The 14,773-nt window shown below is 57.2% G+C and carries 11 protein-coding genes; 10 read left to right on the top strand and 1 reads right to left on the bottom strand.

Annotation, left to right across the window (positions count from 1 at the left end; genetic code table 11):
* Nucleotides 1-114 precede the first annotated feature (114 nt).
* The 5 genes from CKW07_RS00920 to kdsB all read left to right on the top strand — a co-directional run bounded on the left by CKW07_RS00920 (nucleotide 115) and on the right by kdsB (nucleotide 6,634).
* On the top strand, nucleotides 115-1,095 hold the full coding sequence (locus CKW07_RS00920) for a glycosyltransferase family 4 protein (protein ID WP_095143177.1): 981 nt from the start codon (nucleotides 115-117) through the stop codon (nucleotides 1,093-1,095).
* Entirely contained in the window at nucleotides 1,092-2,903 is a 1,812-nt protein-coding gene (locus tag CKW07_RS00915; protein ID WP_095143176.1) for a polysialyltransferase family glycosyltransferase, read from the top strand. The genes CKW07_RS00920 and CKW07_RS00915 overlap by 4 nt, the downstream gene beginning before the upstream one ends.
* A gap of 77 nt (nucleotides 2,904-2,980) precedes the next feature.
* Entirely contained in the window at nucleotides 2,981-4,468 is a 1,488-nt protein-coding gene (locus CKW07_RS00910) for a hypothetical protein (protein ID WP_095143175.1), read from the top strand.
* A 5-nt stretch (nucleotides 4,469-4,473) separates the two neighbouring features.
* A complete protein-coding gene (kdsA, locus tag CKW07_RS00905) occupies nucleotides 4,474-5,316 on the top strand; it encodes a 3-deoxy-8-phosphooctulonate synthase (protein ID WP_095143174.1) in 843 nt (280 codons plus the stop codon).
* 31 nt (nucleotides 5,317-5,347) lie between these two features.
* Nucleotides 5,348-6,634, top strand: coding sequence for a 3-deoxy-manno-octulosonate cytidylyltransferase (gene kdsB, locus CKW07_RS00900; protein ID WP_095143173.1), 1,287 nt, complete (start codon nucleotides 5,348-5,350; stop codon nucleotides 6,632-6,634).
* A gap of 166 nt (nucleotides 6,635-6,800) precedes the next feature.
* On the opposite strand, the gene CKW07_RS00895 is transcribed toward kdsB, so the two are convergent.
* The gene (locus tag CKW07_RS00895) at nucleotides 6,801-7,733 is read right to left on the bottom strand and encodes an SIS domain-containing protein (protein ID WP_095143172.1); all 933 of its coding nucleotides are present in this window, start codon (nucleotides 7,731-7,733) and stop codon (nucleotides 6,801-6,803) included.
* A 240-nt stretch (nucleotides 7,734-7,973) separates the two neighbouring features.
* On the opposite strand from CKW07_RS00895, the gene CKW07_RS00890 reads away from it, so the two are divergent.
* From CKW07_RS00890 to CKW07_RS00870, 5 genes are all read left to right on the top strand, one after another.
* Nucleotides 7,974-9,014: a phosphotransferase gene (locus CKW07_RS00890; protein WP_095143171.1), complete on the top strand. Its 1,041-nt coding sequence runs from the start codon at nucleotides 7,974-7,976 to the stop codon at nucleotides 9,012-9,014.
* Nucleotides 9,015-9,205: 191 nt separating this feature from the next.
* On the top strand, nucleotides 9,206-11,227 hold the full coding sequence (locus CKW07_RS00885) for a capsular polysaccharide biosynthesis protein (RefSeq protein ID WP_095143170.1): 2,022 nt from the start codon (nucleotides 9,206-9,208) through the stop codon (nucleotides 11,225-11,227).
* Nucleotides 11,167-12,483 (top strand): capsule biosynthesis protein, encoded by a 1,317-nt coding sequence (locus tag CKW07_RS00880; protein WP_095143169.1) that lies wholly within the window; start codon nucleotides 11,167-11,169, stop codon nucleotides 12,481-12,483. The genes CKW07_RS00885 and CKW07_RS00880 overlap by 61 nt, the downstream gene beginning before the upstream one ends.
* Nucleotides 12,480-13,256 carry an SDR family oxidoreductase gene (locus CKW07_RS00875; RefSeq protein WP_095143168.1) on the top strand — a complete coding sequence of 259 codons (777 nt, stop codon included), beginning with the start codon at nucleotides 12,480-12,482 and terminating at the stop codon, nucleotides 13,254-13,256. The genes CKW07_RS00880 and CKW07_RS00875 overlap by 4 nt, the downstream gene beginning before the upstream one ends.
* Nucleotides 13,249-14,772, top strand: coding sequence for an LTA synthase family protein (locus CKW07_RS00870; protein ID WP_095143167.1), 1,524 nt, complete (start codon nucleotides 13,249-13,251; stop codon nucleotides 14,770-14,772). The genes CKW07_RS00875 and CKW07_RS00870 overlap by 8 nt, the downstream gene beginning before the upstream one ends.
* Nucleotide 14,773 lies beyond the last annotated feature (1 nt).

Here is a 14,773-nt window from a genome sequence, read left to right as displayed (position 1 = left end):
CCAACAACGGGCAATCCGTAGGACTCCTTCTGATTAGCCCGCCCTGTTAAATAGACGTCTGACACCCAGCGTTAAATCTTAAACATCACGAATTTTCAGGGTTGAAAACTCGACATGACCATCATCATAAACCACGTCACATCCAACAACGTTCATAGCGGGATCTTCGACGATATATTTAGTTATTTTTCTCGCTATACCGAAGGATTCGCCGAGCAAATCGTTAGCGAAAAGCCTGTTATAGGCGCACACGTTAGACATTACCACCGCCCTCACCTAGAGGATAAGCTAATATCTCCGTGCGTCGTTACTGTTCACCACGATCTAAACGACCCTGATGGATGGCTGTCGCTCAACGCATTTCTTGATCGGTACCGTGAAGCAGATATGGTTATTTGCTTGAATACCCTGCAGCAAAAAAAACTAGCCGAGTGTGGCATCTACCACACCTGCGTTGTTCCTCACGGATACAACCATCACCTTATTGATGGCGCACGCGCGAAGGGACGCATCAGACGAGAAAAGTTCACGCTTGCCATCGTATCGAAAAGATATGGAAGAAAGGTCAAGGGAGAGGCATTTTTGTTTGAGCTTGCCAAACGCCTAGACCCTTCACTCATCGAATTTTTCCTGGTAGGTGATGGTCGAGCCGAGGAAGGTCGCGTATTTAGAGGTCTCGGATTCGAAACCGAAGTATACGAAAGACTCCCTTACCCGACCCTGATCGATGCCTACCGCAGTATCGATGCACTCTTGATGACGAGTTATTTTGAAGGTGGTCCCGCCAACATCCCCGAGGCCGCAGCGATGGGCGTCCCTGTGCTCTCAAATCCAATAGGGATGGTGCCGGATCTTATCGAGAATGGGCGCCACGGCATTTATCTAACGATGGACCCCGCCACTGACGCCAACACCATCAATAGCCTGGCCAGCAATGAAGGCAATGCTTATTCGAGAATGTTTCATTCCTGCCAATCACCTAGCCAGAACCTTATTACGTGGCAAGACTCCATTCTCATGAACATGAAGCAACACCTCAAGCTTCTGAAGGGAAATCAGGTATCAATCAATAAAGCATTGGATGCAATTGCATGAGCAAGTTTCTTATCGCGGACCCGGTACACATTCACACCAGAAACTTTCGCAGTCTGTTCGACTATTTTGTAGACGCAAAAGCGACCGTAATTACGAACAACGACTACCACGAATGGATGAGCGCCTTCGGCGACTACACTCCATTCAAGGAAAAGCTAACCGAAAATTACAACCTTATAAAAAATCTTTCTGCTGCTCAACTGTTCGAGTACAGCGTACTAGAAATCAATATTTTCAAAGTATCTCGAGCGGAAATTCTATGCCTCGCAATAACCTTTGATGAGTTCCAAGACAAGGAACTACCAAAAGACGCAAAAGCACTGCTCAGCTTATTGCTAGAAAATCATCGTGAAATAGTACTGTGGAATATGGCCGCAGCTATTCATTGGGTCAATTTTTGGTCAGGCTCGCTTAGAAAGCATAATCCAAAATTTGCGCTGGTGTTCTCTGGCAGTTTGACATATGCACGGGCATTACTTGAGTTCACCCGCACGCATACTGCACGTGCATTCGTACTCGAAAGTTTCTTCACTGGAAATGACAACTATATTGAAGAAAAATACGAACCCATCGCAAACAACTCAAACATCAAGCACCTGGCCTATTTCAAATCCTTAGAACCAAAAATTTCGGCTGACGAACGAGACCGCGAGCGCAACAAAGCGATCAACAAAGTCATCTCAGCAAAAAACAAAAATGTAAGCCAACCAAGTGAATCCAAGGCTAAACTTTTCAAAAACAAAAAACCAACGATCCTTATCACTGGCCAAGTACTGAATGATTTCTCGGTCCTTGAACACAATGGCACCGGTCTAAATAGTATCTCTTTCTATACAAAACTCATAGAAAAGCTTCTTGCCAACACTGAACTGAATATAATTTTTAAATCCCACCCTTGGGAACGAAAAAAGAAAAACATCACTGCACCTCTGACACTGAATACACTCTGCAAAAAATTCAGCGCCTCCCCCAGCATCACGAGCGCAAACGACCGACTAATATTTATTGAAGACTTCAACATAAAGTCACTATTCAAACAAGTTGACTTTATTGCCGGAATAAACTCTCAGGCTTTAATCGAGGCAGCATTTGAGGGCTACCAGCCCATACAATTCGGCAACGCCTTTTACGGGAAAAAAGGTTTCACTTCGGACTACAATGCTGACGAAATTGATCTTTTCATTAAAGATCTAAACTCTGGCAAGGTACCGAGCCACCTTGGAATAGAAGCATACCGCAGCTACGAAAACTTTTTGCTTCGGACGCTTCAGTACTCTTTGGTTTCTGCTTTCCCTTCCGGAAAGGCCCAACTGAAAAACATATTCCAGTTGCCTTCACATGTCACTCTTTTAAAACCGAGCGTGCCAGGAGCCACTCCTGTCGCACCAGCAAAACCGGTTGCACCTGCTGCCAAACCGGTCCCGGCGGTAAAAGCAACTGCACCTGCCAAAGCAGCTGTTCCTGCCAAAGCAGCTGTTCCTGCGAAAACAACTGCCCCCGCTAAACCAGCAACCGCTCCCGCTCCCGCAGGAACGGCAGCCCCCAAGCCACAGCAACCCGCCCAGGTTGAAAAACCAAGCACAGCCCCCCAAAATAAAGCAATCGAAACCGATTCCGAAGATCATGGAAAACGCATCGCACAAGCAAAAATAGAAGAAGAAAAAGTAGAAGCGATTGAAAGATCGAAAAAAAAATGGCAAAAATTTCGCAATACTCCAAAAAAGTTCTTTTCGGACTCGAAAAACAAGCGAATTCGCTGGCTACATGTTTTTTTTCCAAAAAAAATGCGCTTTTCTAGAAATAAATAAAGCATAAACCAAGTGGAGTTAGATACACCTCAATATACAGAGTGTATCTACCTCCACATCAAACAAGAGAACTGAATGTGACTGCCACGCTCGACCTTGTAGAAATCATCGAACGCAACGAATCAATTGTCTCAGGGAAGAGAACTCTTTTTGTACGTCTAAACCGAAAAAAATATTCAGAAAGACTATTGATTGTCATGAGCGCGCACAACCATGGCGAAAAATACATGGCGCTCCGGTCATTCCTAGAAAAGCAGACCTGCGATCTGTTATTCATAACCGATCCAAAGAATTCTTGGTATCTCGACGAAGACAATGGCGAATCCTTCGAAAGAGTTATTTACAACTACTCAAAAAACTACGACAACAAGAACGTCTTTCTTTTTGGCTCATCAATGTCGGGATATGGCGCAATCCTTCATGCATTGAAGCTTAACCTCAATGCGATTGCATCCAACCCTCAAATAAATCTAAACATCACCAAAGACTATGCGTGGCCAGAACTCATTGAACACATCAATGACTTAAACGGAAACCATATAAATATCGAAAAGATTGCCGGAGCAATCTGGAAAGACTCAGCCATCTACATCATACATGGGCATGACGATATAGATACGATCAATGCCAATCTACTTATCAACACCAAGCCTGACAACAAAAAGCTCATTATCCAAACTGTTGACGTTGACTCCCATGTACTTTATTTCGGAAAGAACATCGAGTACGTCTATGATGTTATGGAGTTACTCTCTATATTTCGAAAAAACCTTGATCTTTCATCGACAGTCGAAAGCTTAACCGCAGAAGCAAAAAACACAAAAAAGTCATTGAGATCTGAAAGGAATCTTCTATCAATAGACGATCCTTTTAGATCTCTGACACCCCCAAAAAAAGGCATCCTCTGGCAAGACCGGTACAACCATGAGGCGGCCGGCTCCAATATCCTTTTCGGAAACATTGGCTTTTATCACAACAATACACTTTCCGGTGCAATTTGCTATTTCGATGGTGAAAAGTGGCGCCTAACAAGTTTGCCCTACAACGCCTCCGACAATCTGATTTCCTGCAATGACTTTGCCACAAACGGAAATTTCAACGCTTCAAACAACAATTCATTCTTCAATGATTACTGGTGGATTAGAAATGAACTGGCCTCCCCAGTAACCATAAACGGCAACCACAACTTCTGTGAAATACATATCAGCGAAGCAAGAAACAAGAACATTTACATCAACTCCAGCATACCCGAGTCGGTGGAAACCAAAAACATCCGCGGCCAGTTTTTGACATTTACTGCTGACGTATTTACAACCGACGGTGAGATTTCACTCACTCTCGGCGGAGTCGGAGATTCTGGTTATCACCATAAGAACTCAGATAAGAGCTCCGCAGGAAAGTGGAAGAGGCTTGTTGTATTCGAGCAATTCACGTCTGTAAACCATAACCATAAGGACCGTATCTTCGTAAGGTTCAATCTAGCTGCCGATGGAAAAAGCAAAGTCGTTCAGATTAAGAATGCCTGCCTAACCATTGGCTATTTTCCTATGGGTTTCTCCGAGTAAAAAAAATGATCAAAATCACCCCAACCATCGAATGCTCCAACAACGCCCCCTTCGTTCTCTTCGGCGGCATCAACGTCCTTGAATCCCTGGACCTGGCCCTGACCGCGTGCGCCGAGTACGTGCGCGTCACCGAGAAACTGGGCATTCCTTACGTATTCAAGGCGAGCTTCGACAAGGCCAATCGTTCGTCCATTCACTCCTATCGCGGCCCCGGCATGGAAGAAGGCCTGCGGATTTTCGAAGCGGTGAAGGCTGAGTTCGGTGTTCCGGTGATTACCGACGTGCACGAGATTTATCAGGCGGCTCCCGTTGCCGAAGTGGTCGACGTACTGCAACTGCCTGCGTTCCTGGCGCGCCAGACTGACCTGGTGATGGCCCTGGCCAAGACCGGCAAGCCGGTGAACATCAAGAAGCCTCAGTTCCTGAGCCCGTCGCAAGTGCAGAACATCGTGCACAAATTCAAGGAAGCCGGTAACGACCAGTTGATCCTGTGCGACCGAGGCACCTGCCTGGGTTATGACAACCTGGTCGTGGACATGCTGGGCTTTGGCGTGATGAAGCGTACGTGCGAGAACCTGCCGATCATTTTCGACGTAACCCACGCCCTGCAGCAGCGCGATCCGTCGGGTGCCGCTTCCGGTGGTCGTCGCGACCAGGTCGTCGAGCTGGCTCGTGCTGGCATGGGCGTAGGCCTGGCCGGTCTGTTCCTGGAAGCGCACCCGAACCCGGACCAGGCCAAGTGCGACGGCCCGAGCGCCCTGCCACTGGATCAACTGGAGCCGTTCCTGGCGCAGATCAAGGCACTGGATGACCTGGTCAAGTCGTTCGCACCACTGAACATTGCCTGAAGCAGCGCCTCTTGAAGCAAGGATTCTGAACATGGCACGTACAGAACAACGGGTCGCGATTGTCATTCCGGCCCGCTACGGCTCGACTCGCCTGCCAGGCAAGCCGCTGGCCGACATTGCCGGCAAGCCGATGGTGCAGCACGTCTACGAGCGCGCCCTGCAAGTCGCCAATGCCCAGGTGGTCGTGGTGGCCACCGACGACGAACGCGTCGCGCAAGCGGTACGGGCGTTTGGCGGTGAGTGCGTGATGACCTCGCCGGATCACCCGTCCGGCACCGACCGCTTGGCCGAAGTCATGGCCCAGGTCGAGGCAGACATCTACATCAACCTGCAAGGTGATGAGCCGTTGGTGCGTCCGGCGGACATCGAGGCGCTTGCAGTCGGCATGCTCGCCGATGCGAGCGTGAAGGTCGGCACCCTGTGCCACCCGATCGAAGCACACGAAGCCGGCAACCCCAACACCGTGAAAGTGGTGCTGGCCAATAACGGCAACGCGCTGTACTTCAGCCGCTCGCCGATCCCGTACCCACGGGACGGCGAAGTCGCTCACTACCTCAAGCACGTGGGCGTGTACGGCTATCGTCGCGACGTGCTGGCTGATTACAGCAGCCTGCCGCAGCCGATGCTGGAACACGCCGAGAAGCTGGAGCAACTGAGGTTGATGGCCGCGGGTTATTGCATTCGTGCGTACCTGGTGGAACCGACCGGCCCGGGCGTGGACACGCCAGAGTGCCTGGAGCAAGTGCGTGCGCTGATGAGCGGCCAGGCCCCTGCCCCACGGCCTACGCTGAATGACATCCGCCTGGTGATCACCGATGTGGACGGCGTGCTCACCGACGGTGGCATCTATTACGATGCCACTGGCGAATGCCTGAAGCGCTTCCACGTGCGTGACGGCATGGGCATGCGCCTGCTGGAAGAAAACGGTGTGCGAGTAGCGGTGCTGTCGGGTCGCGATTCGGCCACCCTGCGCAAGCGCGTGGCCGACCTGGGCATTACCCTCTGCCAATTCGGCGTGAAGGACAAGTTGGCGGCCTGCAACCAGTTGATGGCCGAAGCCGGTGTCAGCGCCGCACAAACGGCATGCATCGGCGACGACTGCATCGACCTGCCGGCGTTCGCCGCGTGCGCGCTGTCGTTTGCCGTGGCGGATGCGCCGGTGTACGTGAAAGCGGCGGCCACCCATGAACTGAAGGCTGCGGGCGGTACCGGTGCGTTCCGTGAAGTGGCGGACACTATCCTGTTTGCCCAGGGCAAGGACGCGGTATTGGGCACTGCGGCGGGTTATGCGCAGGTGATGGCGAAGATGGCGCAGTAAGCGCAAGGACTGTTCGCTGTTGAGGGTAACGGGGCCGATGTCGGGCCCCGTTATCGTTGGTGCAGTTCAGCGTTTGGCGTTGGGCCGTTGATGGGACGCGGAGCATCCCTGGCTGCATTCCCACGCGGGAGCGCGGGAACGATCAAAGCCTTGGGGTTCCGCGGTATCAGTCGAAGATCTCAACCACACCCACGACAGCGTTGTCGTGGTTGGTGACGGCCAGGGCACGGATCTTGTTGTCGAGCATGTAGGCTTCGGCTTCCGACAGCTGCGAGTCTTCCTTGATGGTGTGCGGGTTGGCGGTCATGAAGTGGGCCACGGTGGTGTGGATCACGCCTTCGTCTTCCAGCAGCGCGCGGCGCAGGTCGCCGTCGGTGACGATACCGACCAGCACATTGTCGTCCATGACCACGGTCAGCCCCATGCGGCTTTGGGTCATGACCAGCAGGCAGTCGTGGAAGCTGGTGGCCGGGGTGACGATCGGTGCCGGCGAATGCATGACGTCGCTGACGCGGGTCAGCAGTTTACGGCCCAGGCTACCGCCGGGGTGGTAACGGGCAAAGTCCATGGCCTTGAACTGAATGGCGTCGATCAATGCCACGGCCAGGGCATCGCCCATGGCCATGGTCGCCAGGGTCGACGTGGTAGGGGCCAGGTTATTCGGGCACACTTCGCGCTCGACGGAGATGTCCAGCCAGATATCCGCGTGCTTGGCCAGGGTCGACTTGCCGTTACCGGTCATGGCGATGATTTTGTTGCCAAAGGACTTCAGGCTCGGGATCAGCTTGATCAGTTCATCGGTTTCGCCGCTGTAGCTGATCAGGATCAGCACGTCGATGGACTTGAGCATGCCCAGGTCGCCGTGAAAGGCTTCCGCCGGGTGCAGGAAGAAACTCGGGGTGCCGGTGGAAGCGAAGGTCGCGACCATCTTTTTCCCGATCAGGCCGGATTTACCCATGCCACACACGACGGTGCGGCCTTTGCAGCCGAGGATGAGCTCGACGGCATTCTGGAATTCACCATCCAGACGGCTGGCCAGCTGAGTGACAGCCTGCGCCTGGGCAATAAGGGCTTCTTTAGCGATAGCGAGGTGATTCATGTTTTGACTTTCGTCCCTGAAAACAACGTGGCGTTGAACGGCCAATTTTAGGGTTTTTGCAACATTTAGCAAAGTCCCATTGCTGCCGGACAAGCAATTAAAACGCTTTAAATACCGGCCCGAGCCACGGCAACAGCCATTTCAGCAAACTTTTCGTTGTGCCTGCGTTCTGTATCCCGCAGCATATTGTTACCAAAACCGCTACAAATCGGACATATGGCGTTTGCCTAAGTTGAAGCTATGAACCTGGATCTACACCCCCTGCAAGGCTGCAGAACGCTCTACCGCTGGCAACACGGTCACCTGGAACACCATTTACGCACCCTGCACCCTCACTGGGGAGAGCGCCCGGTGACCATCATCAGCCAAGACCTGGCCTCCAACGCTTCTTTCGTCAATTACGTGCGCCATCACCGACTGGTCGACCCCTGCACGGGTCAGGACCTGGAGCTGGTGGAAAAGTCGATTCGCAAAGTGGCGTTCATCGGCAGCCAGGAGGCCCGCTTCTATCGGGCCCGGGACATGCTCAGCGGCAGTGAGCACTTTCATTACCCCGACTGCCTGGGCGTCATTGAAACCCCTTGGGAAAGTCTGATTTTCACCAGCTTCGTACGCGGTAAGCCGCCGCGCATGCAGGCCATTGCCAAGCAATTGGCGCTCGGCATCGCCGAACTGGAAAGCCTCAGCCACCGATATTTGAGCCAGCAGCCGAGGCACAAGGCCCCGTTGTTTTGGAGCATGGACTTCTTTCGCCCCTGGTTCCTGCTGCGCCCGCGCTTCAACTTCGCCCGTTGCCTGCCCGAACTCGAACACCTGGCCCGAAACGATGAGCGATTCATCGGCCTGGCCGACTCGTTCAAGGCCTTCGAGCCGCTGCTGGCGCGACTGGGCCGGGCCGCGCGCCGCAGTCCCCGCTGCATCAGTCATATGGATTACCTGCGCAAGAACCTGTTCATCGACAACGACCAACTGCAGTTGATCGACTGGAGCGAGGTCAAGGTTGGACGCGTGGGGTTCGATGGCGGGGCCTACCTGGGGGCCTTGTTCCGGCGCAAGGACATGCCGGTGTTCCTCACGGCCCGGCAGCAGTTCCTGGACGCCTACCGCGAGGCCCTGCCTGCCGGCTTCGACACAGGGGAAGCGCTGCGCAACCTGCATTACATGTTCCTGCTCAACGCCCTCTTCCATTGCCTGCGCCCGGAGACCATTGCCGAGTACCAGGAAACACAGCGCATGCCGGTGCTGCGGCAGAAGTACGACTACTTGCTCAGCTTGCTGTGAGCTTGGCGAAAGGCAGTCATCGAGGGTGATAGCGGACACTTTTCAGAAATCCCCTACATACATATCCAAAAGTCCGCTCTCCATCTGTTAAATTGTATTAACATTCGCGCGATATTATTCAGGGGCAATGGCTTTTTCATCATCATTGCCCTGCGCAATCGCTCACTCTAATGGATTTCCGTTCCACGTTTATGGATGACGTTTCTCATCGCCCGCGCTTGTTGATCCTCTCCAAGGGTGCTCAACGCATTGCCACGCTGCCCTCGCTGCTGCCCGATTACGTCCTGCAGCATGGCGGCGTGCGCGCCGTCGGTAGAGCGGACTACCTTATGGCTTGGGGACGCAAACCTAGCGCACTCAACATCATCGCCAAAGCAACGAAAGCCAATCGACCCATCCTCACACTGGAAGACGGCTTCCTGCGTTCCGTGGGTCTGGGCGCTGACGAGCCACCGCTGTCGTTGATCGTCGATGACATCGGCGTGTACTACGATGCCAGCGCGCCTTCGCGCCTGGAGCAGTTGATTGCCCTCCCCCTGAACGATGCCGACACCCTGCGTGCCACGGCGCTGCAACAGTTGTGGCAACAACAGCGGGTGTCCAAGTACAACGACGCCCGCATAGAATACCCAGACCTGCCCGCCGACTGTGTGCTGGTGGCCGACCAGACCTTCGCCGATGCCTCGCTGCAGGGCGCCGGCCCCGCTGACTTCAGGGCGATGCTCGAGGCGGCCCTGGCGCGCTATCCCGCCAGCACGATCCTGCTCAAGGTGCATCCGGACGTGGTCGCCGGCCGCAAGCGCGGGCATTTCGACCTGGCGGCGCTGGCTGACCAGCCACGGGTCCAGGTGCTGGCGCGCAATGTCCACCCGGCCGAGCTGCTGCCGCGCTTGCGGGCCGTGTACGTGATGACCTCGCAACTGGGCTTCGATGCGCTGTTGTGGAATGTGCCCGTGCACACCTGGGGCATGCCGTTCTATGCCGGCTGGGGGCTGACGGATGACCGCCTGCCGGCACCGTCACGGCGCCAGCCGGTGAGCCTTGCCCAACTGGTACACGCCAGCCTGGTGCGCTACCCACGTTATGTCAGCCCCGAAACCGGTCAGCCATGTACCCCGGAAGTGTTGATCAACTGGCTCGGCCTGCAACGCCGCCATCGCAGTGCGCTGCCGGCAGCCATCCAGATGCTCGGTTTCAGCCGCTGGAAAGAGCCGCTGGTGAAGCTGTTTTTCAACGGCTGCGAGATTCGCTTCGTCAAACCCGAACAACCGCTGGACCCACGCCTGGCTACCGTGTCCTGGGGCTGCAAGCACGACACTGACCTCAGGGAGCACCCGCAACCGGTCAGCCGGGTCGAGGACGGGTTCCTGCGTTCGGTTGGCCTCGGCGCCGGCAAGGCCCGCCCGCTGTCCTGGGTCGTCGACGACCTGGGCATCTATTACGACGCCACCCGCAGCTCGCGCCTTGAGCGCATCTTGCTGGATCAGCGCTTTGATGCCGGGCTGCTGACCCGCGCCCAAGATCTGCGTGAAGCCATCTGCCGCGCAGGGTTGACCAAATACAACTTGCCTGGCGACGCCTGGCAGCGACCGCCCCAGGCACAACGGGTGATCCTGGTGACCGGTCAGGTGGAAGGCGACGCCTCGATCCGCTTCGGCGCCCATCGCATCCGCAGCAACTTGCAACTGCTGCAAGCGGTGCGCGAGCGCAACCCCGAGGCGTGGGTGCTGTACAAGCCGCACCCTGAAGTGCTGGCCGGTACCCGAGCCCGGGGCGACGACGAAGCACAGACGGTGCACTGGTGCGACGAGGTCATCGGCAATACGCCCTTGCAGCAATTGCTCGAAACCGTGGACGAGGTGCACGTCCTGACCTCCCAGTCCGGCTTCGAAGCCTTGCTGCGCGGTGTCCCGGTCACCACCTATGGCCAGCCGTTCTATGCCGGCTGGGGGCTGACCCGGGATGTCGACCTCCAGCCCGACGTGCAAGCCCGGCGCGGACGCCAGTTGAGCCTGGATGAACTGGTGGCGGGCACGCTGCTGCTGTACCCCACGTATGTCAGCCGCATCACCAACCGCTTCACCACCGCTGAACAGACTCTCTACGAATTACAGAATTGGCATGCTCTACCGCAGCCAGGAGCAACATCCCGATGGCAGGACTTGAAACAGCGCTTGAGCAGCTTGTTGGGCATGAGACGCCTGAGAAGCTGAAGGCGCGGGCAACGGATCGCCCTCCTGCGCCTCATCCGCGCAATAGCTTTCTGTTTTTGCAGGGTGTCAGCTCGCCGTTTTTCGCCCGGCTGGCCAAGGCCCTGCGGACGATCGACCAACGCGTGCACAGCATCAGCTTCAACGTCGGCGACCTGCTGTACAGCACCGGTTCGCGCAGCGTCTATTCGGCGCACCCGCAGGAACTGGAGGCGTTCTACAGCCAGTATTTCCACGACCACCAGGTCACCGACCTGGTGCTGTTCGGAGACTGCCGCCCCGTGCATCGCCCGGCGGTGACCCTGGCCCGGCTGCAGGGCATTCGCGTGCATGTGTTCGAGGAAGGTTACTTCCGCCCCTATTGGGTCACCCTGGAACGCGACGGTGTGAACAACAACTCGCGCCTGCCACGCGACCCCGACTGGTTCCGCGACGTCGGCCAGCACATTGCACGCTATGACAATGGCAACCCGTTCAAACTGTCGTTCGTCGCCCGTGCCGCCCATGACGTGCTCTACCACAGCGGCGGCGCACTGAACAAACTGTGCTTCCCCCACTACCGCACCCATGCGCCATACAGTGCGGCCACGGAATATGCCGGTTTCGTCCGCCAGGGCATACGCTTGCTGTTTGCCGCGCGTCGCGACGATGCACGGGTGGCCGAAGTCGCTCGCGAGCGGCATCCGACCTTCCTGTTGCCACTGCAACTGGACAGCGATGCGCAGATCAAGGACCACTCGCCCTTCGCCAACATGTTCGACGTTATCAACCATGTGATCGCCTCGTTCGCCGCCTCGGCGCCGAGCGCCGCACGACTGCTGGTGAAGAACCATCCGCTGACCCCTGGCCTGGTGAACTACCAGCGCATCACCCAGGCACTTGCCAGGCAGTATGACGTGGCCGACCGGGTCGACTTCCTGGAAAGCGGGCACATGCCGACGCTGCTCTCGCACATTGCCGGGATGATTACGGTCAACAGCACGGCAGGCGCGTCGGCGCTGCTGCACAAACGCCCGACCTTCACCCTCGCCAACCCGATCTACGCCATGCCCGGGCTGACCCAGCAAGGCAACCTCGACGACTTCTGGCATCACCCGCAAGCGCCGGACATGGCCCTGTTCCATCATTTTCGCAACACCGTCATCCACACCACCCAGATCAATGGCGGTTTCTATACCGGCTGCGGTATCGACATGGCCGTGAACAATTGCCTGGACGTGTTGCTGGCAAAGACCTCGAGAATCGAAAACTTCCTATGACGCACCGATCTTCGCCCCGCTGCATTCTCATCACTGGCGCCACCGGCGGTATCGGTGGCGCACTGGCGCCGGCCTATGCCGCGCCGGGCGTGACCTTGATCCTGCAGGGCCGCCGCCTGGACCGCCTCGAAGAGTTGGCCAGCGAATGCCGCGCACTCGGTGCCCGGGTATTGCTCGAAGCCCTGGACGTGCGCGAACTGGATGAGCTGCGCGCCATGGTTCGCCGGGTCAGCGAAGACGAGCAGCCAGACCTGGTCCTGGTCGGCGCCGGGCTCAATACCGCCGTGGGCAGCCATGGCGAAGCCGAGCGCTGGGACGACAGCCGCGCCTTGCTCGAAGTCAACGTGATGGCGGCCCTGGCCACCGTTGAAGCGGCACTGCCGGCCATGCGTGCCCGCGGCAATGGACAGATTGCCCTGTTCAGTTCACTGGCGGGCTGGCGCGGGTTGCCGGTAACGCCGACCTACAGCGCCAGCAAGGCGGCGATCCGTGTCTACGGCGAGGCGATCCGCGACTGGCTGGCGCCGGAAGGAGTGAAGATCAACGTGATCGTCCCCGGCTACGTCGAGTCGAAAATGTGCTTCGAAATGCCCGGCCCCAAACCCTTTCTGTGGACCGCCGAAAAGGCTGCCCGACGGATCAAGCGCGGGCTGGCAGCAAACCAGGCCCGCATCAGTTTCCCGTTCCCGCTGAACCTCGGCACCTGGCTGCTGGGGGTGATTCCGCAGCGCCTTTCTTCGTTTATCCTGCGTGGTCTGAATTACAGTGAGTGAATTGTCCATCCTTCAGGTCGGCATCGTCGGCCTGCTCCTCACCGTCCTGATCGAACGCCTGCTGACCCCACGCCCGAACCTGCGCCGCCCGTTGAGTTGCTGGTTGCTGCACGGCGGTTTGTGGTCCGTCGCTCTGGCTGTGCTGTATGGCGCGACCGCGCGCCCGCTGTTCAGCGGCATCAACGTACTGCTGCTGTGGCTGTTGATCGTGATGGTCAGCAACGCCAAGTACCACTCCCTGCGCGAACCGTTCGTGTGCGCCGACTTCGAATACTTCAGCGATGCCGTGCGCTTCCCGCGCCTGTACCTGCCGTTCTTCGGCATCGGCAAGGCCGCGTTGCTGGCCGTGGGCTTCGTGATTTACCTGTGGGCCGGCTTGAGCTTCGAACCGCAAGTCGCGGGGGGGCGCCTCAGCGCACTCTGGCTGGGCCTCGCGGGCGTGATTCTGCTGAAGCTCGGCCATCGCCGCAGCGCACCGACTTTCGATGCCGAGGCCGATGTACGGCGCTGGGGCCTGGCGGCCAGCCTGTGGCGGTACTTCTGGGCAGCCCGCGCACCGGTCGACCGCAGTGCACTGGGCTCGCCGTTCAACACACCAGGCGCTTGCCCACCCGGCATGCCCCTGCCCGACCTGGTGTCGGTGCAGAGCGAATCGTTTTTCGATGTGCGCGACCTGTGGCCTGGCGTCAAGACCCAGGTACTGAGTGAATACGACCACCTTGTCGAGCAATCCCTGGCCCGTGGCAAGCTGCAAGTGGCCGCCTGGGGCGCCAACACCGTGCGCACCGAGTTCGCCTACCTGACCGGCATCCCCGGCGACCGCCTCGGCGTACACCGCTTCAACCCCTACCGGGTGCTGGCGCGCCAAGGCTTGCCAAGCATCGCGGCGCACCTCAAGGCCCTGGGCTACCGCACGGTCTGCATCCACCCTTACGACGGCAGTTTCTACGGACGTAACACCGTGCTGCCGGCCCTGGGGTTCGATGAGTTCATTGACGTGCGCGCCTTCGACGACTCGCAAAAGGCCGGGCCGTTCATTGGCGATTGCGCCGTGGCCGACAAGATCCGCGAACTGCTCGAAGACCCGGCCCGCAGCCAGCCGCTGTTCATCCACGCGGTGACTATGGAAAACCACGGCCCGCTGCACCTGGAGCACGTCGACGCTGCCGAGTTGCCGACCTGGTTCGACCGCCCGCTGCTCGCCGGTATGGACGACCTGGTCCCCTATCTTCGCCACATCGCCAACGCCGATCGCATGCTGGGCAAGCTGCGCGGCACCCTGCTCGCACAGCCACGGGAAGCGCTCCTGTGTTTCTTCGGCGATCATGTGCCGATCCTGCCGAACGTGTACCAGGCCATTGGCGCGCCGGCCGGCGACACCGATTACCTGATCTGGTCCAACCGACGACACCCCGGCGCCAGCCCCTGCCCGATCCGCGTTGACGTGTTGTCCAGCCGTCTGGTTGCCTACGCCCACGAAGCTCGCACGCCCACCGCTGTTGCCGGCGTGGTTTGAA

This window comes from Pseudomonas sp. Irchel s3b6 (assembly GCF_900187415.1).
GTDB lineage: Bacteria > Pseudomonadota > Gammaproteobacteria > Pseudomonadales > Pseudomonadaceae > Aquipseudomonas.
The sequence above is the reverse complement of the archived record's forward strand: the minus strand, read 5'-3'. Positions and strand labels throughout refer to the sequence as shown.